Source organism: Bradyrhizobium embrapense (assembly GCF_001189235.2).
Lineage (GTDB): Bacteria > Pseudomonadota > Alphaproteobacteria > Rhizobiales > Xanthobacteraceae > Bradyrhizobium > Bradyrhizobium embrapense.
Map to the genome: position 1 here is coordinate 213,930 of NZ_LFIP02000007.1, position 22,227 is coordinate 236,156.

General features: G+C 58.5%; 12 protein-coding genes and 5 pseudogenes. 11 read left to right on the top strand and 6 right to left on the bottom strand.

Features of this window, described 5'->3' with window-relative positions; translation table 11 throughout:
* Positions 1–504: 504 nt before the first annotated feature.
* Positions 505–2,325 carry an NEL-type E3 ubiquitin ligase domain-containing protein gene (locus tag AKN83_RS28200; protein WP_050399857.1) on the top strand — a complete coding sequence of 607 codons (1,821 nt, stop codon included), beginning with the start codon at positions 505–507 and terminating at the stop codon, positions 2,323–2,325.
* A 131-nt stretch (positions 2,326–2,456) separates the two neighbouring features.
* Here the strand turns inward: AKN83_RS28200 and AKN83_RS28205 are convergent, their stop codons facing one another.
* Both AKN83_RS28205 and AKN83_RS28210 read right to left on the bottom strand, forming a co-directional pair.
* Positions 2,457–3,443 (bottom strand): pectinesterase family protein, encoded by a 987-nt coding sequence (locus AKN83_RS28205; RefSeq protein WP_050399858.1) that lies wholly within the window; start codon positions 3,441–3,443, stop codon positions 2,457–2,459.
* 247 nt (positions 3,444–3,690) lie between these two features.
* Positions 3,691–4,989: a glycoside hydrolase family 28 protein gene (locus tag AKN83_RS28210; RefSeq protein WP_050399859.1), complete on the bottom strand. Its 1,299-nt coding sequence runs from the start codon at positions 4,987–4,989 to the stop codon at positions 3,691–3,693.
* Between the two features lie 2,566 nt (positions 4,990–7,555).
* Here AKN83_RS28210 and AKN83_RS28225 point away from each other — a divergent pair.
* On the top strand, positions 7,556–8,965 hold the full coding sequence (locus AKN83_RS28225; protein ID WP_050399923.1) for an MATE family efflux transporter: 1,410 nt from the start codon (positions 7,556–7,558) through the stop codon (positions 8,963–8,965).
* 837 nt (positions 8,966–9,802) lie between these two features.
* Complete coding sequence (locus AKN83_RS28235) at positions 9,803–11,974, top strand: hypothetical protein (protein ID WP_157113605.1); 2,172 nt, start codon at positions 9,803–9,805, stop codon at positions 11,972–11,974.
* A 679-nt stretch (positions 11,975–12,653) separates the two neighbouring features.
* Here AKN83_RS28235 and AKN83_RS28240 read toward each other — a convergent pair.
* Positions 12,654–13,358 carry a shikimate kinase gene (locus AKN83_RS28240; protein ID WP_063695562.1) on the bottom strand — a complete coding sequence of 235 codons (705 nt, stop codon included), beginning with the start codon at positions 13,356–13,358 and terminating at the stop codon, positions 12,654–12,656.
* A gap of 100 nt (positions 13,359–13,458) precedes the next feature.
* On the opposite strand from AKN83_RS28240, the pseudogene AKN83_RS42265 reads away from it, so the two are divergent.
* Positions 13,459–13,647 (top strand): annotated as a pseudogene (locus tag AKN83_RS42265) (DUF6788 family protein); the annotation flags it as partial.
* On the top strand, positions 13,634–14,845 hold the full coding sequence (locus AKN83_RS28245) for a GSU2403 family nucleotidyltransferase fold protein (protein ID WP_172803631.1): 1,212 nt from the start codon (positions 13,634–13,636) through the stop codon (positions 14,843–14,845). The pseudogene AKN83_RS42265 and the gene AKN83_RS28245, both read left to right, overlap by 14 nt.
* A 208-nt stretch (positions 14,846–15,053) precedes the next feature.
* Here the strand turns inward: AKN83_RS28245 and AKN83_RS28250 are convergent, their stop codons facing one another.
* A complete protein-coding gene (locus tag AKN83_RS28250) occupies positions 15,054–15,467 on the bottom strand; it encodes a hypothetical protein (protein WP_050399865.1) in 414 nt (137 codons plus the stop codon).
* 539 nt (positions 15,468–16,006) lie between these two features.
* On the opposite strand from AKN83_RS28250, the gene AKN83_RS28255 reads away from it, so the two are divergent.
* Together AKN83_RS28255 and AKN83_RS38770 are read left to right on the top strand one after the other, a co-directional pair.
* A complete protein-coding gene (locus AKN83_RS28255) occupies positions 16,007–16,231 on the top strand; it encodes a hypothetical protein (RefSeq protein WP_050399866.1) in 225 nt (74 codons plus the stop codon).
* A gap of 1,667 nt (positions 16,232–17,898) precedes the next feature.
* The gene (locus tag AKN83_RS38770) at positions 17,899–18,195 is read left to right on the top strand and encodes a GNAT family N-acetyltransferase (protein WP_430641583.1); all 297 of its coding nucleotides are present in this window, start codon (positions 17,899–17,901) and stop codon (positions 18,193–18,195) included.
* A gap of 631 nt (positions 18,196–18,826) precedes the next feature.
* Here the strand turns inward: AKN83_RS38770 and AKN83_RS40005 are convergent.
* Both AKN83_RS40005 and AKN83_RS38775 read right to left on the bottom strand, forming a co-directional pair.
* Positions 18,827–19,066, bottom strand: coding sequence for a hypothetical protein (locus tag AKN83_RS40005; RefSeq protein WP_157113606.1), 240 nt, complete (start codon positions 19,064–19,066; stop codon positions 18,827–18,829).
* A gap of 12 nt (positions 19,067–19,078) precedes the next feature.
* A pseudogene (locus AKN83_RS38775) lies at positions 19,079–19,288 on the bottom strand (transposase); the annotation flags it as partial.
* A gap of 247 nt (positions 19,289–19,535) precedes the next feature.
* Here AKN83_RS38775 and AKN83_RS42135 point away from each other — a divergent pair.
* The 4 genes and pseudogenes from AKN83_RS42135 to AKN83_RS41410 form a co-directional block, all read left to right on the top strand.
* A pseudogene (locus tag AKN83_RS42135) lies at positions 19,536–19,748 on the top strand (IS110 family RNA-guided transposase); the annotation flags it as partial.
* Positions 19,737–20,018 (top strand): annotated as a pseudogene (locus tag AKN83_RS40015) (integrase core domain-containing protein); the annotation flags it as partial. The pseudogenes AKN83_RS42135 and AKN83_RS40015, both read left to right, overlap by 12 nt.
* A gap of 439 nt (positions 20,019–20,457) precedes the next feature.
* The gene (nolL, locus tag AKN83_RS28275) at positions 20,458–21,579 is read left to right on the top strand and encodes a nodulation factor fucose acetyltransferase NolL (protein ID WP_083992284.1); all 1,122 of its coding nucleotides are present in this window, start codon (positions 20,458–20,460) and stop codon (positions 21,577–21,579) included.
* Positions 21,580–21,955: 376 nt separating this feature from the next.
* Positions 21,956–22,107: pseudogene (locus AKN83_RS41410) on the top strand (IS3 family transposase); the annotation flags it as partial.
* Positions 22,108–22,227 lie beyond the last annotated feature (120 nt).

A 22,227-nucleotide genomic window follows, 5' to 3' on the forward strand; every position in this document is an offset into this window, starting at 1 on the left:
GCTGCGAGTTTTGCGGTCATTTGGTTGACCAGATAAGTCCGGCAGGACTTTTTTGCGGGCAACGTTTTCCCGTGAGCAGGCTTACCTGTCGATTAGCTGACGAGTATCGCTGCAACCCTCAGGGTCGCTCGTTTGCCACGGGGTGAGCAAAGCAATCCAGCTTACGGGTGAACCGCTCGAGCTTCGCAATGACCAGTTCGGCAGCACTGCCTAGGCATCTGAGAATGTCGGGCGTGAACTCGGCGCTTCGGACCGCCTGCCGTCCTTCATTTCTCGCTACTCGACCGAAACGGCTCTGCTGGTCGTCGTTGCGCTCTATAGCGAAGCCGCTACCGCCTTGCCTATCCGCCAACGTTCCAATCGTTGTAGCGACGATGGTGCGGCAGCTGCGTTGCCATCGTTGTCAGCGTCGACAGGCTATGTCAGCTTATCGAAAGCTAAATGCCCTAGGCTCTCAAATGCGTAGTCGTGGACTGAGTCTGCTCAGTCTTTAGGGGGAGTAGGATGGATCCTTTTGAGGCAGGACAGGTTCAACGCCACGGCGGCATGCCTTCCGCATCTTCCGAACAAGAGGGCCAGCAAAACGAGACCGCGGCGCAGTGGCGGGGAATAGCGGCGGGCTACGCAGCTGCAGATTCAGATCATGCGGAGGCTAACGAGGATCAGGCGCTTGAGAATTGGGCTGCTGAACCTGAGGTGGGACCGCTTGAGGATCGCGAAGAAGCGGTCAGGCGAGTGAATGCTCGGGGTGAGGCCCCCACACTGGATCTCGAATCGCTTTTCCTGACTGGTTTGCCCAGGCTTCCGGATGATATCGTCGTGCTCGATATTCCCTTCAACCGGCTTACGGGTCTGCCCGATGACCTCCCTGCTTCGCTCCGGCGTCTCAACGTCAGTGCCAATCAACTGACCAGCCTCCCTGCGCTTCCAACCGAGCTCACAGGGCTCGACGCGAGCTCTAACCGGCTGACAAGCCTGCCTGAGGTGCTACCTGCTGCGCTGCAGTTTCTCGACGGCAGCTACAATCAATTGACAAACCTGCCCGAACTCCTCCCTGCGCCGCTGGGATTTCTCGACATCGGCCACAATCAGCTGACGAGCCTACCGGAGGTCCTTCCAGCTTTGCTCCATTTTCTCGATGTCAGCGACAACCGATTGACGGGTCTGCCGGAGGCCCTCCCTGCTACGCTCCGATTTCTCGACGCCAGCGACAACCAGTTGACGAGTCTGCCCGAGGATCTGCTGACGCGATTGGGCGCTGATGCCAGTATCGTTCTGATTGACAATCCCCTTCCTGAGCAAGTGCTGACGAATTTAGATACAATTTTGGGCGCTGATGATTACGGCGGTCCGACCGTCCAGCTTTCGCGCGAGGACGTAAGTGAACTGTCCGGAACAGACGACGAGCAGGTCGAAGCTCTCACTGAAACAGTCGCGGGCTGGCTCAGGGGCAATCCGAAGGAGGGCGACAATGAGGTGCTGGCGGCCTGGCAGACTTTTGAAGAAGAGCCGGGCGCCCGGGAATATGCGCTTTTCCTCGACAAGCTGCGAGGATCCGTCAACTCTGACAATGACGAATTCCGCCAGTCGGTCGCCAATGATCTGCGGCAGGCGGCGTTAAACCCGCAATTGTGCAAGCGCTATTTTCAACTGGCCCTGGACGCCAACCAGAGCTGCGAGGATCGCAGAACTTTGACCTGGAACGGCATGCAGACCGCACGCCTCATCGCTGACGTCGAGAACGGCGCCTATAACAACAAGGCCCGGCTTCCCGATCTCATCGATCTGGGGCGGGTCATGTTCCGCCTGGACGCGCTGGAGAAAATTGCGCGCGAGAAGGTTCGCTCGCTAAGCTCGGGCAACAACGCCGAAGGCATCGACGCCATTGAGGTTTTTCTTGCTTACCAAAATAAACTCCGCGAGCGGCTGGGATTGCAACACGTCGCGCCGGACATGCGCTTCTTTGAAGTCTCCGGCGTCACCGACGCTGACGTTGATAGCGCAGAGACATCCGTGCGGGACAAGGAGGCGGCGGAATTCGCCGACTATTTGGCGGTGGACTGGCAACCTTGGGACGACGTTGTGCGTCACATCGCACCCAAAGACCATGCCACGGCGCACGACGAGCTCATTGCTGCAATGGGGACGGAGTTCGCCAGCCGGCTGCAGCAACAGCTCACCGCCAAAGGTTTGATCGGGGTCGGATCGGACCTTGTCGAGGACGCGAAGGTAGAGTTGGGTGCCGCGGTTCGCAAGGAAATTGCCCGCGAGATCAAGGGCGCCCTGAGAGACAAGGTGCTCAACGACCACGGCCTGAAGCTGTGAAGCGGGCTTTGGCTGCAGTAGGCTTAATTCCTGCCTGATGGCGTCGGTCATCGGCCGAGAGCCTTGCGCGGCAAGCGTAGAACCAGATGGCGGAGCGCCGATCCAGATATCGGCGTTGCTCGACTTCTGTTTCATTCCGACGGCTCGCTCGGCAGCCAATCTGTGGCACCCCCGAAGAACACCTTCAATGACCATCTCACAGCTTCGCGATCCGTCAGTTGATGGGAGTGAGGCTCGCGGCCAGAGGGATTGGCCCCGATTCCTGAGGATTTGTATTCAGCATAATAGCTCGTCCTCAACGCGTTGGTCTTGCCCGGATCCCATTCACGCCAGCCTTCCGCGATGATGGGTACATCTATCTTCGTCGACAGGAAGACCACAGTGGCATACGGACGCCAAGGCCGGCCAAGCGCAACGTAGCGCGCAGTGGGCTCGGCAGTCAGCCTGCAATGATCGAAGACGTAAGCACTGTCCTCCTCCGGCGCCTCTTTGCTCTGGGCAGTATACACGACGGCCTGATTGGCGATGCCATGCAACTCACAGTTCCGGAAGTAGGCCTTGGCGTTGCCGAATATGAAATCGACATGCCCCTCGATGTAGCACTCCGAGAAGTATTGTCGTGACATTCGGCCGTTCGGCCCCTTGCCGGCAAACAGCGTGTCCTGAGCGCCGAGCAGGCGGACGCGCGTAATGACGTCCCTGTCTCCCGTAACGGACAGCGCTACTCCTTGCGATGGAGGATTGGTTGGATTGAGCGCGTAGTCGTTCTGGATGGTCAGATTTTCGATCCGGACGTCATCGCCAGCGGCATTCAGTGTAGCCGAACGCGCGGTTCCTCCCGCATTGATTGCGCCGTCGCCATACACAATGACCGTATCCTCCGGTTTGCCGCCAGTCCCTACGATATGAATACCGGATTTGGAGGTTTTGACCTTTTCGCGATAGGTCCCCGGCGCGATCCGAATTTCCCCGCCTTGCGCCGGCAACGCGTCGACGGCTTCCTGCACGGAGCGATAGTCCGCGTTTGCGGCATGCGACACCGATATTGCCTCGGCGTATGCTGCCGGGATGCAGAAACATCCAGCCAGAAGCGCGGCAGACGTCAGGAACATTCGCATTTGATCTTCCCCTTGGTGGCGTTTGCGGCGCGTCCGATGCAGTCGATGTAACGCACCGCCGCGCTATAGCCTCGCGGATGGTCGATACTTTCCTCGCCGAACCAGAACCTGTGCGTAACTCTGGCGATGTCAGCCCTTGCAAACCAATCGCGCAACGGGCGCGGGCCATCAGGCTCACCTTCCGCAATCTCGCCAGTTCGAGCCTATCGATGCGGGCTCTCCCCTGCCGGCGCCGGACTCGTAGCGCCTAGCGGTTAGCGTCTCGGAATGCCCTAGAACAAGTGTCCGATCCGCGCGACAACGTCTCTGCAGCTTGCCCCGGCAGCGGCGGCGACACGTCAGAGTGATCGGCGGTCACCTTTGCATGTTCGAGCTGCCAGATCGCGGAACTGGCAAATCGGACATCCTCGAGTTTCACGTCAAGGACATGCCGCTCGTCTACGCCGCGCATCACCAGTGCGCCATCGTCGCCACGCACATGGCGCAGAACAATCTGCCGATAGACCGGAATCCTCGAGCCCTGCGCGCGCGGATCGTATTTCGCATCGAACGCCAGCGGCCACCGGTTGCCCCTCAGGCACACGTTTTCATAAGTCACGCGCTCGACCAAGCCACCTCGACTGACATCGCTCTTGATGCGCAGACCAGACGTCGTTCCATCCAGCGTCAGATTACGCACCAGTATGTCGCTGGCCCCGGAATTCACCTCGCTGCCGATCGACATGCCGTGCCCCCAGCCGAAATAGTTATCAATGATGGAGATATGGCTGCTTGAGCCATTATCGCCAGCCTTGATAGCGACGTTGTCGTCTCCCGTTCGGATGAAGCTGCGGGTGATGGTCACATCCTGGCTCGCGCCAGGGTCGATACCGTCGGTATTGCGGGCGTCCGCTGGGGCATCGATCGTGAGGCCCCAAAAAGTGGCACCTTCGACCCGGTTCATCGCGATATGAAAATTGGGTGCATTGCGCAAGGTGACACCCGTGAACGTGATGTCTTGCGCATGATCGATCTGGATCAAGCGCGGGGCATTTTGGTTGCCGCCCTCGACTTGGGCGCGGCGGGCCAGTTGCCACCAGGTTTCGCCGCTCCCGACCATCGTTGCACCGCCTTGACCATCGATGATGCCATCCCCGTAGATACCGCCGCCACGGGTTTTGGAAAAGCTAATGAACGGCCGGCAACCATCGCCCTTGCCGGAGATGCGACCACACTGTCCGCGGCCCTTATCGTAAGCAGCTGGTTGGGGGATGGCGATGAGCTTGGCGCCTCGTCCGATCCATAACGTCACGCCCGATTTCATTTCGAGCGGACCCGACCGGAACTCGCCCCGCCCTAAATATACGGCGGCCCCCGACGGACATTGGTCGATGGCATCTTGCAAGGTGACCGTATCTTGCTTGCCGGACGGCACGGGCCGGTCGCACACCGTCTGTGGTGCAATAGGTTCGGTAACGGCGCGACGATCTTGCGCGTTGGCGGCCGGACAGAGAATGATGCAGGCAATGATGGATAACAGACTGCATGCTCGAAAAGGCTGTTTCATCGACCTCGTCTCTTTGCCGCGTGGAACGATGCGGCCTAACACTTGCGCACGCGAACCGATCCGCCGCGGCTCGCCTCACTCGCCGCGTAAGATGACATTTGTAAGACGCAGAGGCTGCAGAGCTGCTCGCAGCAGCATTGCTGCAAGGAGCGATGAACGGCCCTGCAAGGGCACGCGATTTCGCCGATCAGCTCATAGCTGACAGAGGCTTGCGCGCGGGTCACACCTGCGACCTAGGTAGGAAGACTTACAAAAAAATCAGCCTGCAATCCGCCATCGACGTTTTCGGTCATGAACTGAGAGCTGTTCATGTGCCGAGAGGGAACATACTCTGCGCTACAAATGCATCCTCATCTAAAGCTCCTCCAGTTCTTCGGAAGGACTTGTTCGATAAATTTGGACAAGGCGGCATCGCTCGTTCCAGCAATGGTCTGCCGCGGACCCTCAGACTGTTCGACAGTTTGCGAAGCATCGTGCGATGGTGCAGGACGGTAGGCGACGCCCAATGCTTTGTATTGACAACTTCTTCTATAATTCTTTCGATAAGCGGAGCATCAGCCTCGGTAGGGGCAACAGGTCTACGCCCGGCGGTTGCCGAAGACGCGCAACGTATGCGCCCAGCAGGCGGGCCACGTTTACGCTTTCCAACCCCGCCGCGCGGCTCCTGGAGAGCCCGCACTGCAACACCTACATGCTTGTTCTTCTTGAACACCCTCTCAGAAAGCTCACTCAACGTCTTGTTATCACTTCTTTCGAGCGATTGGCCTCTCTCGCCCGGGTAAGCTGCCACCTTGTAGAGCATCTGAGTATGCTTCTCAGTCGACGCGTGTGACAGCTTTCGGCGCTTGCTGACGCCCTCCATCATGGCCCAAATGTAATCGCGATCCGTACCAGACACATTGGCCGACGGTTTGCGGCCGGGATGCCGGTGAAGGCGGCCGCTATCGGCCATCCGCGCTGCATCCAGCTGTTGCTCAAACGCGTCTTGTTCGGCCCGAGCTTGCTGCTCTTCCAGATCGGCGTTCTGTATCGGTGCTGAAACTGCAGAACCAGAGCGTCGAAATCATGCGAGTCCATGCACAAACCTCACCTCGCAGCCTATCCACGTTAGTTCGTATTCGTACAAGCTTTCGAGAAGCTGACGAAATAGCTGTCCGCATATGGCTTCCGACGTTCCTCGACCCCTCTTTTTAGCATCCGCGAGTTCAGGTAATTGCCATTATCAGCCCCCGCTCAAGAACCCTGAGGAACATTGTCCAAACAACTCTCATCAACATCCAGGCGGAGCCAAATGAGGCTGGTCGCTTCCCCGATCACGGGGGCGTGACGTGCCTTGATCTTGGCGAGCGATCACGGCCGATTAAGCACTCTGGCTTTAGCTCTCTAACAAAGAGATTGAACACCTCCGCGTGAGCGCCCTATCCGGAAATATGGTGTCCCATCGGAACCGCGGACGATACGTCCTCTGTCAGCGTGACCAATCAAAAGCGCGTCCGCCGGCCAAAGCACCGCGAACAACAAAAAGCGAAGCCGACAGAAGATCCGCATCTTGACATCCATTCGGCAGTCGGTTCGCAACACGATAGATATTGGAGGCTTTGAGCCTCCGGGTTCACGAACGTCCGTTGCATTTAACGGTCCCAGGATCGACTCGTGAACGTGGCAGCCAGCGGGTCGACAGGATCATTGACGCTCCAAGATTTGCGCGGCCGCGCCTTACGCGCCGCAGTGTCTGCCGCAGATCTCTGCTGGCGTTCATCGGTTGGCGCCGACACTGATAGACAGTCAAGCCTCCGCTCAAGCTCCGCCAATTCTGCCTTACATTCGGCTATGACCGATTGGGCACGAAGCAACTTGACCCTGAGCTCGTCCCGTTGCCTGAATAATTGCTCAGGATCCCAATTATCCTGCATCAGCTCAATCATCTGCCAGCGCAAGCCGCGATGTGTCGTTGTCGCTCAGCTTCAAGTGAACGGCTGCTCGCCCGAGATGACCGATAGAAGAGCTCAAGCCGGGCTCATTGGAGGGGGTGGATGGTGACCGTTCGGAACGCGACCTGAAGGTAACAAACGTCGCCATGCAGGAGCGCGCGCTGTAGAGCGCACCTGCAGAGACTTCTGACACTAACCGATTCATCTGAAAACCCGAATGTGTTGCTCGAGAAACATCATGGCCGCATGATCTTCTCGCATCTTCCAAGCAACCCACATGCCAAATCCGCTTGACAGTTTTCTATTGGGGAATGACGCGCATCTCGCGGCATTCACTCGCTGCAAACGTTCTGTCGTTGCGGTTGAAACAAGCGGCGTCTGAAGCGAGACAGTCGACGCCGCAAGCACAGCGCTCAGAACAGCGACTGCCTTCCTGGCCAAAATGCTCTCACCATTTTTGAGCGGGGCGTCATCGATTGAGAATATGCTATCAACAATGAGAGTGCCGATGACGCGGCCGTGATCGCGCGAATTTCGCATCAGCGGGTCGATTGGCTGAAGCGCGCAATCCGGAGCGGCGGCATTCGATGAGAAAGACTGGGGACGCCACGCACCGATCGTCCTGGGCTCACAGATTGGCCAAATGGGAGGCTTGCCACCACCTCAGTGGCGAACTCGCCGCAACAGCGACACTCGCGACCCCGATCGCACTCACGCAGCTTGCACAGATCGCGATGATGGCGACGGATCTGGCCTGGATCGGCCACATCGGCACCGAGGCGCTCGCGGCTGCCGCGCTCGCCGGTATGATCTTATCGGTTGGCCTGACGTTCGCAGCCGGCGTGATCTCGGCAGTAGGGCCGCTCGCGGCGCAAGCACGTGGCGCGGCAAACCCAGCCCTAGTACGGAGATCGCTGCGCATGGGGCTATGGATTGCACTCGTTCTATGGGCGCCGATCGTGATTTTGCCGGTGCGAGGCGAACAAATCGTGCTTGCGCTTGGCCACGAGCCAGCTATCGCGCGCTTAGCTCAGCAATATCTGCTTGGGCTCACCTGGGGTATCTTGCCGGCGCTGTGGTTTTTGGCGATCCGCAGTTTCATGGCAGCGGTCGATCGCCCGGCACCGGCCTTGTGGATCACGCTCGCGGCCATTCCGACCAACGCACTGCTGGCCTATCTGTTGATCACCGGCAAATTCGGCTTGCCGCAGCTTGACTTGTTCGGAGCCGGCCTTGCGACGAGCCTGGTGAACAGTGGGACCTTTCTGGCCGGTATTTGGTTCGTTGCATGCTGTCGTCCTTTTCGCGACTACCAGGTGCTCCGATATCTTTGGCGGTTCGATTGGCAATTGATGCGCGAGTTCCTTGTGGTCGGCACGCCGATTTCGGTCACGATTTTCATGGAATCGGGCCTTTTCTCTGCGACGGCGCTCCTGATGGGTGCGATCAGCACCACAGCGGTTGCCGCCCATCAGATCGCATTCCAAGTTGTAGCCGCCCTGTTCATGATCCCGTTTTGCATCGGAATGGCGGTGAGCGTGCGCATCGGACACGCACTCGGCCGCAACGATGTATCAGGTATCAGAGAGGCTGGTTTCGCCGCCATGGTGCTTGGAGTCCTGATCGCGGCGATCGCTACGATTGCGGTGGTCGGCACGCGCTTTGAAGTCGCCGAGCTGTTCGTCGACCAGTCGGCCAGCAATGCGGACGCCACGATCAAGCTGACTGCAGCTCTCATCCTCGTCGGAGCGAGCTTCCTCATTACTGATGCACTTCAGAGCATTGCAGCCGGTGGCCTGCGCGGCTTAGGGGACACGCGCGTGCCGCTGTTTTTCGCAGGCATCGCTTACTGGCTGATCGGTCTTTCCGTCAGCTACGTGCTCGGCTTGAAAACTGGCCTCGGTGCCGTCGGTATCTGGATCGGCTTGTCCATCGGCAAAGCCGTTTACGCAGCCCTCCTCGTGATACGCTTGCGTCTTTTGGCGAACAGACCTCCCGTAGCAGCCATGAGCCAGGCTTCAGCTCGAGCGGTGGGCCAACCATGAGCCGAAGTTCCAGCGCGACCGGAAGATGCGCGTGAAGAACAGGCTCTGCAATCTGGGGAGCGCCATGGGGCGGTTCCTCATTCTCGTCGGATACGGGCAGCTGGCTCTCACCCTGCCCTTCGGTCAAGTTGGCTTCAGGGATCAGAGCCCAGCAAACGTTGCGCCTGACGTGGAGGAGCCCGAGCTGGACACAGGGCCCTCGAGGACCTCGAGGGAGGAGAGGCTCCGGACCCTATTGCGTCGGCGGCTGAAGCCCAGCCGAGGAGACCCAATCGTCAATGTCAGCTGCAATTTCCGCGGTGCGGGCTCGCCTCAGCAGACTATCCCGCTCCGCGCCTTCTGGCATGCTCGCCGCCATCTCCACAAGATTCCTTGCAAACGCAGCCAGGCGGTCCTGCAGCGATATTGTTTGCCTCACATGATTTCGCTTTTTCTTCACTGAGGCGCTCATCGTTTCAAGCGTCGTCGCTCTGCGGATCTTTGATCAAGATAACCTCCCACGACACTTTTACCATGCCAACCTAAGTTTAGTTGTGACAACTCTACAACGGTTCACGTGCAGCAAAGCAGATAGTGGGTTTCTCGGCAGGCGCTTGCGGTCGACGAAAATCCATCCGCGGCGAATACGATGCGCCGCTGCCTCCGCGGCATTGAGGACACCCGGGCCGCAGATCGCGCGATCTAATGTGCTGGCGCTGGTGATTGCAGCACCCCGTCCACGAAAACCAAGTACAAGGATCGGTACGCCACTTTTTGTGGCCGGGCAGAAGGCGCCGTCAGCTTCTCGCAAGCTTGCCGGCGTAGCTGTTCTGCCACCATCTGCGGAGTGAGGTGAGCGTGGATAATCCTTTCCCATCCAGTCCGGCAGCTTTGATGCAGGTACAACAGGCCGCCGCGGAACATCGTGAGGAAGGCGAGGCGTCGCAGGAGGCCTTCGAGCGGCAATTGGCAAATGCCGGCGAGCCTCACGAGGCGACCGAGGCTGTACGCCAGACCCCGCCTCCCGAGCCGCCTGAGAATATCCAAAGCGTCATAGAGCGCGCGGTCCAGGCAGAGCGGACGCGCCGGAATCTAAGCCAACGCACTGCGCGGGGATATACTGAGGCACTTTTCAAACTGCAAAAAGATCTGAGGTCTCGTGGCAAAACGATTGCTGCACTGGACCACGACGCTCTGGTAGCGCACGCTGCCAAGTTCATGGCGCGTGACAAAGCAATGGGACCTGCGTTAACAGCGCTCCATAGGCACCTAAATACCAATGCACCTGACGGCCCGCGCCGGCGCTATGTTGTTCCCTCCGTAAAAGAGCCTTCTCCCGTCAACGCCGCCGTGCCTTCGGCGGATATCTATCCGCACCTGTCCGAGACCGACCGTACTCTCATCGACAACTTCACCCGCTTTGTCGGCGGTGGTCTGCAGAAAAGTACCATCTACGAATACGGCCGATCGCTTCGTATCCTGGGAAATGATCTCGGCACTCAGGGCAAGACAATTGGCGGGCTCGATCACGAGGCCTTGGTCTCGCACGCGAGAGTGTCTCTTGGTGAGCCCCCGAGTTTGCTTTCGGCATTGAGCGCGCTGCGAAAGTATCGTGATCCTGATCACGTGCGGCAAGACTTTCTCTCCGAAGAGGATGAAAGCCTGATCGACGGCGCCGTCCAGGCAGCTGCCGCGCGTCGGACGTGGATACCCAACAGAATCGAGATATATTACAAGGCTTTTCACAGGCTGGCGAAATCTCTAAAAGCCCGCGGACTGACAATTGCAGCGCTGGATCATCATGCGCTTCTTGCGCATGCCAAGGCAGCACACGAGGGCGACAAGCAGATAAGCTCCGCGCTTGAGGTGCTTCTCGAGTATCGTGACCCAGCTATCCTGGAAAGGCGCACCCCACTCGATTATCCTCCCTCCGCGAAAGACAAGAGTCTCATCGAGGACGCGGCTGCCGTCAGTAAACGCCCCAGGAAAGCCGTCGAAGCCTCCGTCAAGAATCTCGTCAAGTTTGCAGGGGCCCTCGCCGCCCGCAGCCTCGAGATTGATCAGCTAGACCACATCGCACTTCTCGAGCTTGCAAATAAGCTGTTTCCCAGCAATAAAAGCCTCATCCGCGGGCTCGGCATGATCCGTGAATATCGCAATGCCGAGCGCACTTCCGGTACGGACGGAGCTGCGCTGGCAGATGATGTTCTGGCCTGCTCGCCGATCTTAAGTGTCGACCCGGAGGAGCTTCGGCGGCTCCTGGATGACGAACCGACATTCTCGCAGACGATCGACAATTTGGCGGAGCGTCAGGACGGTATGGCTCCGGTTGATCAGCTGCCAACCGAAAGTCTCGATACCGCAGAGCTTATGGGGATGCTCGCCTCTCCTGGCCATTCGCCAGAAGACGAAGTCACTCAGCCGGATCCGGTTGGTCCCCGGCTGTCGGACGCTGTCGATCCTGGGGACATCTGGTCGGGCGCGGAGCAGGCTGGCTTGTTGCCCACTGAGAGTCTGGATACGGCGAAGCTCCTGGAGATGATCGCTTCAGGCGGCCATTCGCCGACGGACAGCGTCGATCAGCCCGACGCGACCGTTCCCTCGCTGCACCAGAACGTCGATCCCGACAGCATTTGGCTCGAGGCCGAGCAAGCCGGGCGGCTGCCGACCCAAAGCCTGGATACTGCCGAGCTTCTGCAGATGTTCGCGTTCGCTGGCCATTCGCCGGCGGACAGCGTTAATCAGCTAAGTTCGATGTCGTCATGGGATCTTGCGAATTCAACGGCCGACGCGGCGTTCCAGCCGGCGCAATCGCAACCTATGGTGCCAACACTCGAGTTGTATCTTCCGCAAGGATGGGAGCATGGTGAGCAGTGGGCGAGCGAAGATTTTAAGGAAGGAATGCGGCTGCATGGTGTGCTCCCGAACGAAATTCGGCCGGAGACAACATTGACCATCCGCGAATTGGACTACATAGCCAGCATTGGACCGCCAGGCCTGGAGCAGGAGGTGTTTCTTCGCAGAGCCTGACAGGTCGGTCAGAGCAGCCATGCATGGCGCCTTCATAAGATTGCACGGCCTCCCCTTCCGAGAGGCGGCTCGCTGGCGCACGTATATTGACGAATATCATGGGCAGCACGTGAACTGGGGCCGCGCTCCCAGGGAGTTCGCCCAGCGCAACGTCTCAATGCCCTCGCCATAGCTCCACCGGTGAATCGAGCCCGACGCTCGAAATCGCATCGCTTACCCAAGGATTTCGACCTTGACGGCCTGAAGAACGACAAGGCGACTGACTGACCGCAGCGACGCAGATCGGGACCAATGGGAGCCTTCCTGACCAGCTTCGCCATCGTTCACCGGCAGCTACAAAAAATTCGCCTCGTTACCATTGTGGTCCCGGACGATTCCCCCCGAGCGTTTCTTCGACGTCGTTCCTGTTCCCCGCCAACCGCAACAGTTGAGCTGGCGTCGGCGGCACGAGCCGGATCTGCGTTGCCGGACCAAGGTTCGCCCTCTGCAGTTCTTGCTCCAGCAACGCATAATCCGCGGTATATGCTCGTCGCCGCCCAGCCATTCCTCGGTGCCGAGCACGAGCCTACGTCCCCGCAGCGAGGCCGTGGACTCCAAGGCCTGCCTGCGAGCATCCGGAACTTTGGTCGAGGGCGGCGATAAAGTCGCATCATGCAATAGGTGCGATGTGGAGGGCAGATCAACCGGAGCCTCGGGGCTCCGCATTTTGAGAGCCCGGCGCATCAGGAAGCTCCTGGAATAAGCCGGCCTGCCCAGTCCCCTGCCCTGTGTCGCACAGATAGGCGTGTAGCGCCGTCATGCAAGCATCCGCACTCTTGAGATCCCGCCGGTGCTGCGGGGCGATCGTGAGATAGGTAAGCCGATAGATAGAATTGTGCGCCTGCATCAGGTCCGAGATGGTCCGGTCTTGATCGGAGGTTCGCAGCTTGGGACACTTGATGTTGTGCTTCAGGTTCGGCCTGATCACGTCCTCGTTGGTATTGAGCCAGATCGAAATCGCTTTCCGGCCGCTATGATGCCGGACGTCATCGATCATGAATGCTCCGCCACCCGAGTACGGCGGGCCTCGCTCGAGCGCGCGCTTGATCTCATTCGCCTCAAGATTCCTGAAATGCGCCTCGCGGACCTCAGCGAAGATTCGGATTGTAGACTTGCCGGTCTTTGCCTCGATCTGCTTATCGGAATCGATAAACCTCGACTCCAATCGCCTGGCGAGCGCACGGCCAAGACTGGATTTCCCTGCTCCCATCATGCCGACGAGCACGGTCGGTCGCGCGCCGAGGGCACCAAGACTCTCCCTTGTCATCGCGAAGTGCGCCGTGCGCTTCGGGGCGAGCACTTGCCGCCGGCGAGTCAGGCTGGCCCGAACTGCACGCGGAACCACGGTTTATACTCATTCTGCAACGTGAGTATAAATCGCTGGAAGTGAGTTCCATGCCTCTTATACTCACTCCGCAGACTGAGTATAATTCTGGCAGACGACCATGCCGGCCCCTTCCCTGGTTTCCCAGACGACCTATGCCGAGCTTCTCGAGCGCACCGCCAACGCGGCCTACCAGGAAACATTCGCGGAAGACGGCGCCTTCACCTCCAAGACTGTCAATCAGCGCAAGTACTGGTACTTTCAGACCGGCACTGGCTCCGAGCGGTCCCAACGTTATGTTGGGCCCGAGACGCCCGAACTTCTGGAAAAGATCGAGCGACACAAGGAATTCGCGAAGACGAACGCGAGCGTCGGACGCTTGTCTCTACTCTTGTCCGCTCGTCGGCCTGCCTCGTCCCGCCGCCGAGATCGGCGAGATCATTGCAGCTCTGGCTCGCGCCGGCGTCTTCCGTCTTCGCGGCGTCCTCGTCGGAACTATCGCCTATCAGACTTACGCCGCGATGCTTGGCCTCCGCCTGCCGTCCGCCAGCACGATCACCATGGACATCGACATCGCCCAGTTCACCAACGTTTCGATTACCATTGGTGACCGCACTGCTCCGGTGCTCGAGGTCCTCAAGAAGGTCAACAAGAGCTTTCGCCCGGTCTCCAATGTCGTCGACGGTCGTCGCGCAACAAGCTATTCGGCGACGGGCGGTTTACGGGTCGATTTCCTAACACCCGATGACCACACGGAAACGGGGCGCCCACGAAAGCTGCTGGCGCTTCAAACGGACGCCCAGCCTTTGCATTTTCTCGATTTCCTGATCCGAGATCCCGAGCCTGCAGTCGTCCTGCATGGCGCTGGCATCTACGTGCATGTGCCCGCGCCCGCCCGCTACGCCGTCCACAAGCTGATCATCTCACGTCGACGCCCCGAGGGGTTTGCAAAGCGCGACAAGGACCTGCATCAGGCCGAGGTGCTTCTTGCAGCACTCGCCGAGAAGCGCCCCCATGATCTGAAGTCCGCCTGGGAGGAAGCCTACGAGCGCGGCCCCAAATGGCGCCAGCCGATGATCGAAGGACTGGGCTTGCTTGAGCCTTTGGCTCGATATGTCGTGTTCGATAACATCGGCGCGCCCCGTTCGATCCTTCCCGGCATCGACTTGTCCTTCGACAATCCTCCCGCTCGCTACGATTTTAGCCGCGACATCGTGACCTTCGTCGGCAAGGCCCTTGGGAGTTCAGTCAATTGCGCGATCAGCCGCGAGGCCCTGGATGATCATTTCGGCAGCGACGGGCCTGGGCAAGAGGGCCGGCTCGAAGCTTTCCTCAAGAACAGGTCGAGGATTGAGGCGATCGCACGCGCCAAATCCCCGTCGGCTCCCGTCGAGGAACCAGGTTCGCTCTTGATCAGGACATCAGACGTCGGTCATTTCTCGCAACACGTTTTGGCGAATAAACCTCGAGAATCCGGAAAACGCCCAGCATCTCCTAAGCGGCAATAAATGATCGTTCGTTTCATCGTCCAATCCCGCGTTTGATGCCGATCCATCAGGAAATTCCCTCGCCGCCGACCTGACCGGTAACCAATTGCCCGCGCGCCACTGTCGTTCGCGATCTGGTGGAGCACGTCGATCAACCGGATGACGCGCTCGACCGAGGCCGGTTGGAATTTGACGTCGGTCGCGATCTTTTCGAGGCGTTCGACCGAGATCATGGCATCATCTCCGGCGACATCCCTTCAAAGGACGGATTCAGGAAATCCGAAGGCAAGACGACGTTCCAGCCTTCCTTCGCTTGGCCTTTGCCGTCGCTTCCCAGAGCGGGTCGCGGCACCGGCGGGGCTGCGCGCTTCAGTTCGCTTAGTACTTGCTTGTCGACGAAGAGATCGTCTTTCCGGCTCTCGAGCCAGGCGCCGCACACGCCGACGAGCGTCCGGTTGTCGCGACCGAGCGCGAACTCAGCGAATTTGCCGACGTCGAACGCTTTGACGCTGTGGAGTGCGTTTGCGAGTTCCTCGACGCCACCGGTCAGGTCCGGTCGCTCGATGCAGTCGACGAGCGTCCGCTCGACGCCGGTCGCGAGAACGTCGAGGCCACGGCGGTCCGTCGTGACCGTGCCGGACATTTCCTCGGAGCGACGGCGCAACGAGGCGGGTTGCGGACGAACCGAACGGGCCCGATGAGCGTATTCACCTCGCCCGGGCGACCTCCGCTGAGGAGTTGGGTCTGAGAGGTTTCCGAATAGGCGAGTCCGTGCAGTTCAAGAGCGGTGTGGTAGGCAACGACGCCATCGGCGCGTATGCGCGATGCGACCAGTATCCGGTCGGGATGGAAGCTCGCCGGGTCAAGGTGCGGCGGCACGGAGGCGTACACACCCGGCGCGACATGGCGTATCCGTCCAGAGGCGGCATGGTATCTGAGCAGCGAGTCCGAGGACGAAAGCGGCTGGCCCGGAGACACGGTTTCGCGGAACTCGGTCCGAGTGAAGACCGGGTGCGAGGATAGGAACCTCTCAACTTTACCTTTTTACCCTATCATCCCGGCGTGCTCCTTGGGGTACATAGTACCCCAAATTCGGCATTCTGTAGTTCGACATCACTTCAGTGCATAAATTGGGGTATTTAATACCCTAAAAGAAGCAACAAATGAAAACCTATTGGGCGGATGGTCGAGCCCGACTGCAGTCCGCCGTCCGATGAGCCGCAGCCGGAAGACGGAACCGGGACCGTGATGCACCATCGGCATTACCCTGAGCGGGTGCTGCTCTACTTCGGCGGCACGATGCTGATCATGATCACAGCGGTCTTCTCAGTGCTGCTGCTACCGATGATCGGCGAACGCTCCGGACTAAATGGTTCGCTGCCGCCTGACGGGAATGCCGTCGGTTGAAGCGGCCAACTCAACGGCGACCTGGCAGACAATGGTCTTCTTGCGTGCGTCAAACCTAAGCCGTGATAGCGGCTTCGTCGACATGTCGACGAGGCCCGCTCGCCCCCTGCGGTGCCCTCTTGTCCCGATCGGCGTGCTGATGCTGCTGCTCGGCAGCACCGGCAGCCCCCTATCCGGTACTGGCCGAAATAGGCCACTTGCGGGAACAAAACAGGCCAGCGGAATCGAAAGGGGCCGCCTCACGCGAGCGGCCCCTTGCCGGTTTGAATATCGGTCCGTGCTGAAATCTAGCCCCGGCAAGGCGACATTAGAGTTTACAACAACATTGTTGGATTCCGGGAAACTACGGTGATTGCCCACCTACTGCTGGCCGGAAGGCAGGCACTGCTGACCATCTGGAGGCGTCACGCGGCTCACCTTCAGAATATCGATGATCCAAAGTCGCTTAGGCGCGCTCGGCTCGACACCATGCCGAGGGGGCTTCGTCAGCTTTTCGAAAGCTTACTCTGGTAGGATGTCCGTTCAGGTGATCTTGGACGTGAGGCTACGTGGACCCGCACAATTGTGACTCATCCAACGTAACAGTTCGGTCGCAGGTGCAGCATGCCACCTCGGAAGAGCAGCAAGAGGGTCGGCGAGGCACCAGGCGTTTGAGCCGTCCTTGGCGACGACGCTCCCAACCGGCAGCGGTACATGTCCTCATCAGTCTGAAGAAGGACCGTCGCCGAACTGATGACGCGACGAATAATGCGGCGGCTCGGACGCATTAAAAGGCGCAGATTAAGCCTGCATATCAACGGCCGATTGCGGGCATGTTCTCCGCTTTCGACCTCGAGCGTTTGATCTGCGCGACCAGCAATCCTATCGCTCACGTCAACGGATTCTAATAGCCGAAGGATGAAGGCGCCGTTGGAGCAATCTTCGCGATTGCTGCGAGCCCGACGCTCGCCGTGCGATTCCGCCCAGGCCCCTCAGAGAACGACGAGAGTTTCATTGAAATGATGACTCGTGCCAATGGGCGCGGCGAGGCCGCCCTTGACCCGTATCACCTTGCTCTTCGTAGATTCTCCGAGGCGCTTCTTTTAGAGGGCCAGACGATATCTGGACTGGACCATGACGCGCGGGTCAAGTGCGCTCGGAGGCTGTTCCCGCACGACAAGGCTCTCATCTCCGCGTTGAATTTGTTTCGTGCTGCGGAGCTCTGCGCTAAATTTGGATCGTGATGCGGAGCGCGCCTCAGGTCCAGCTGAGCGTTGTAGCTTGGCGGAGTAGTCCTCCACAGTCCTTTGCCAGCTTCGGTTGGCTTGGGCGACGCGGCACGTGACCACCTTTTGCCTTCAAGAGCATGTCGCTCTGTGGAAACTCGCTATTGCCATGGCGTTGGCAATGAACTCACCGTCCGATTTAGCCGGGGGCGATCGGCTCGCTCTGTCCGACAGATGACAGACGATATCCAGGCACGCCGCATCGGCGCCCACGAAGTGGATAAGCGTTTAAGCGTCTCGCCGACATCCTCATTGACTGCGTCGCCCACGGCGACTGGGTCAGCTTTCTGCCACCGCTAACTCGACGACGTTTGGCGTAGCGTCGCAGACGCGGTCATTCGCAATGGATGCGTGTTATTAGCTGCGGAAGATGGCGCAGGTCAGATTGTTGGCACGACCCAGATGATACCTGCCGCGTCTGAGAACCAATTGCATAGCGCTCGAGTCGTCAAAGTCCTGGTTGACAGAACTGCACGCCGCCGCGGCATCGGGCGCCGGCTCATCTCGGCTGTCAGCGACTTAGCACGAAAGGAGGGAAAGACGTTGTTGACGCTCAGCACTGCCACAAGTTCTGTTGCCGAGCGTCTTTACGCCAACGAGGGATGGCAGCGGGTGGGTATCATACCCGGCTGTGTGCTCGCCCCTGACGGACATATCGCTCGGCGACCTTCCTTTACAAGCATCTCTGATGCTGCGTAGTTGAATTGGCGCTTGCTATTTACCGACAAGATCTGTCCGGTCCCGTTCTGATCAATTATCATCGGTGGGGAGCATCACTGATATTGCTGCTTCATTTTATGGCTTTGTGAACAACGACGACTTGGGCTCTCGAGATAAGAAATCGAACGGATCAGACGGTAGATCATTCAAGCGCCGCACGGCCTGTCGGCACAATGGTGAGCCGACGATTGCGGGAAAGTGACCTCGATTTTCCGCTCTCGATCTCGTTCAACGTCCATAGCGCGAAGGCCCCGGAGCCTGAAGCAATCCCTATCATTGCGCTTGATATACTGACCCCGCTCCTAACGATATCGCCTTGAGGCCAAGATAGCGGGCATGTCGCCGCAATCTCACTACGCGAATGCCCTCTACGAAGCCGTCGGATTATTTTTCTGCTCGGGCAGCCGTTGGACCAAATGTGCGATCGAGGCGAACGTCCGCCATAAACTTTCGTATCATCAGGTGCTCCCCTTAAGGTTGCCCAATCTTTACCAAAGTTCGATTGAGCCGCTGCTCGCGATCCTCTTAGCTGCATGTGCGGCTGGCTACAGCGACAACTCATTCGTCTTCGCCGGCTTCGTCGACTGGTGGCTAATAGGAGTCGCGAATTCTATTTTTCGTCGGGATGGCAGCCTTTGCCGAAAAGTGGATAGAGATACTGATGGAACCATTCGAGCTTGCGTGGTGCGAGATCGAATACCAACGGGCTCTCAGATTCCTCGAAACGATCGAGAACAAGGCGGATGATGTCGGGTCCCAGACCGGGGAAATTCAGCCATTCTGATCCGCCATGCGGATCGTGTCCCATTGCGTGGTGAAGCTGAGCGCGAGACACCGCGTTCGCCGGCAAGTGCCGGATCGGTCAGATAGCCGGAAAGCTGACGGGGGGATGATCGCCCAACGGGGCGATGGTTTCCAGTGTCATGTAGCGGCCGCGCTGGACCGCCCACTCGTCGTTCTGCTCGAGCAGGATCGCTCTGACGAAGCGGACGATGGCATCTTCATTGGGGAAGATGCCGACGACCTCGGCGCGGCGCTTGATCTCGCCATTGACCCTTTCGAGCGGATTGGTAACCGGTATGAGGTGTCTCGGTGCCTACGTTCCCGCTGCGGTGTTCTACATCGTGGCGTATGGTGCGACCATCGGGACAGAGGCACCGGGAGCACGAAGTGCGGGCAGGCCGATACACACGATGAGCCGAGAGCTCGAGTTAGTAGCTGGCCGCCTCTGCGACTCGCCCGGTTGCGCTGAGAGCGCGAATCCGTAGTTGTCGTGTCGCCCGCAGCTCCCGTCATAACCAAACGGAAGGGAGACGCGGATGCGATGCGTGATTGGTATTGATGTTCACCAAACCTTCGGCGAGGTGATGATCTGGGAAGACGGCATCCTTCGACATGCCGGTCGGGTCGATATGACCCGAACCGGCCTTGAAGGGTTGGGCAAGAGTCTGCGGTCGACCGATGAAGTGGTGATCGAGGCGACCGGCAACAGCATGGCGGTGTCGCGGGTTCTGTCGCCATTCGTGGCGCGCGATCTCGATCTGTGGGCCTACCAGCGCGGCGTCACGCTGGACTTCTCACGGCCCGGCAAGCCGACCGACAACGCGTTCATCGAGGCCTTCAATGGCCGCTTCCGGGCCGAATGCCTCAACGCCCACTGGTTCCTGTCCCTTGCGGACGCCCAGCAAAAAGTGGAGGATTGGCGCAGATACTACAATGAAGAACGGCCCCACGGGGCGATCGGCAATCGACCGCCGATTTTGCTGCAAAACCACGTCGGCGCAACCAGCCCGCCAACGTGACCAAGGCGCAAAACTCTAGTTCTGGGTGGTCCAAACTTCGGTCTCGCTGCACTGCAGGCCGGACTCTAACTCCTCGTGGAGGAAATACGCAGGGGCAGGTCAAAACTTATTCACTCACCCGCACGGAGCTGCGCAGTGCCGAAATGACGGATGCGGTTCATGCCCTGCGCTATGGAAAGTCTCCTTGCGATGCCTTGCCAACACCTCTTCCGCTCGGTGCATGGTGCAAAGTGCCCGCCGGATCTGGGAAGCGATTGAAGCAAGGTGGGTGGGAAAGAAATCGATAAACCATCATATAGCTCGTTTCGCCCTTTTCCTTTCGGTATTTATCGCGAAGCCAGCTATTGGAGCGCAGACTCTCCGTGGCAATTGTCTCCGCCGTCGTCGGACAGGATTTGTGGCGAGCTGTGGATTCGGCTGATCGGAAAAGTGTGCCGAGATGTTGATACATCATGTAACAGCAAAGATTATGCCTGAGACAGCCCACGATCGCGATCTCGCTTTGGACTTTACCAAAGGAGTGCTCATCATTTTAGTGATCGTCGGTCACCTGATCCAATATATCCTCTACCGAAATGAAGGGTTTTGGGATTCGGCAATTTTCAAATGGATCTACATGTTCCACATGCCCCTCTTTATGGGAATAAGCGGTTATCTTTCCTGCCGAGCGCTGCTGGAAAAGTCCTTCATGCAAGCCATGGGCGATCGTGCGATGCAGCTCCTGGTGCCTATGCTGTTTTGGTTCTCTCTCCTGGCGACATTAAAGTTGGCCATGTTTCCCCGACTGGCGAGCGCACCAGACAACGTTTTGCAGTTCCTGAATGATTTCGCCGGCACCTACTGGTTCGTCTGGGCCGCGTTCATTTGTTTTCTTCTCGCTAAAACTATTTCGATCTGCAATCATTCGTCACCATGGGCCTTGTTCGTATCGGTCGTTCTGGTGGTCCTTGCACCTCTGACCTTTTCCATATTCCCTCTCATAAAGTATACGTACCCGTTTTTCTGCCTGGGATTCTCATTTGCAATGTCGAGAGAACGGTGCACGAGCATGATGCGCTCTCACAGGCCGTTCTTGGCTATGTCCGTCACAATTGCGGCTATGATGTGCTTTGCGATCTGGAGCAAGGACACTTATGTCTACAAAAATCTCGCTTTGGTCCAGGATTTGCTGTCGGCAAAAAATGTGCTTCTGATGTTTCTTGGCTCCGCAGCTGTCTCAGCGGTGATGATTAAGGTCCTGCTTCGATCCTGGAATATTGGTCGTTCAAATCGGGTGGTCCGCTTTATCGCCGCGAAACTGGGACCCAGCACGCTGGTGCTGTACTTGGTCCAGGGTACGGTATTCCGTCTCATGGATTCGATACAGTATGGAGAATCTTGGGACGCCACGATGAGGTCGGCCGCGGCTGCATTTCTCGGGACAATGATTGTTGCTGTCGCGCTAACGGTTCGGTGGGCCGTGCGCGACATTCCTTATCTCTCCCAGCTCGTGCTCGGAGTGCCACCCCGCTCCTTTGTCGGGCAGCCAAATCAATCAGGAGGCTCTCGCAAACCATCGTAGCTTGCGGGACTTGTGAACCTGCTGTCCATTCATGGCGCCCCAATCTGGGTGCCTCGCCGAAAAATGTTCCAGAAGATTGCGTCTTTGCTCCACGCAATTTGCTTCCCCCGAAAGGGACGGAGTAGGGACAGCGATGAGGCGGCTTTGGATGTCGACGCACGAGATGCTAACAAAGAGTTGTTGGCGAGCGTTACAGATCGTCAGACCTCGCGGAGAATATGCGAATTCTGGAAGGCTGCGCCACCATCACGGGGCTTCCATCGCAAGTACGCCATGAGGTCTTCTGTCGATCGGCTTCCAACTATTGCACGCGGAATGACAGCCGTAGTGGTGACTTCGCGCGGCAGTAGTGTGCAGGTCAATAATGCCGGCTCCGCAAGCGACCGTCCAAAGCTATCATTATCATCGACACGATCAGCTCGAAGCTCTGATCTCGCGGACTTCATCGCCTACAACTATGCACGGAGGCTAAAGACCCTGAAGGGCCTCACGCCTTACGAGCACATCTGCAAATGCTGGACTTCCTAGCCAGAACGATTCAAACCCAATCCGCTCCAGCAAATGCCGGGACCAAACACCTAACAGGGCAGTTATAATCATTCAGATTCCTCGTCAGCTTCTCGAAAGCTAAGCCTTGTAGCAAGAACG

Coding starts and splice junctions, on each gene's coding strand:
- AKN83_RS28200 (WP_050399857.1), top strand. CDS start 505: ATGGATCCTTTTGAGGCAGGACAGGTTCAACGCCACGGCGGCATGCCT.
- AKN83_RS28205 (WP_050399858.1), bottom strand. CDS start 3,443: ATGCGAATGTTCCTGACGTCTGCCGCGCTTCTGGCTGGATGTTTCTGC.
- AKN83_RS28210 (WP_050399859.1), bottom strand. CDS start 4,989: ATGAAACAGCCTTTTCGAGCATGCAGTCTGTTATCCATCATTGCCTGC.
- AKN83_RS28245 (WP_172803631.1), top strand. CDS start 13,634: ATGTTGGGCCCGAGACGCCCGAACTTCTGGAAAAGATCGAGCGACACA.
- AKN83_RS28250 (WP_050399865.1), bottom strand. CDS start 15,467: ATGTCCGGCACGGTCACGACGGACCGCCGTGGCCTCGACGTTCTCGCG.
- AKN83_RS28255 (WP_050399866.1), top strand. CDS start 16,007: ATGGTCGAGCCCGACTGCAGTCCGCCGTCCGATGAGCCGCAGCCGGAA.
- AKN83_RS38770 (WP_430641583.1), top strand. CDS start 17,899: ATGATACCTGCCGCGTCTGAGAACCAATTGCATAGCGCTCGAGTCGTC.
- nolL (WP_083992284.1), top strand. CDS start 20,458: ATGTTGATACATCATGTAACAGCAAAGATTATGCCTGAGACAGCCCAC.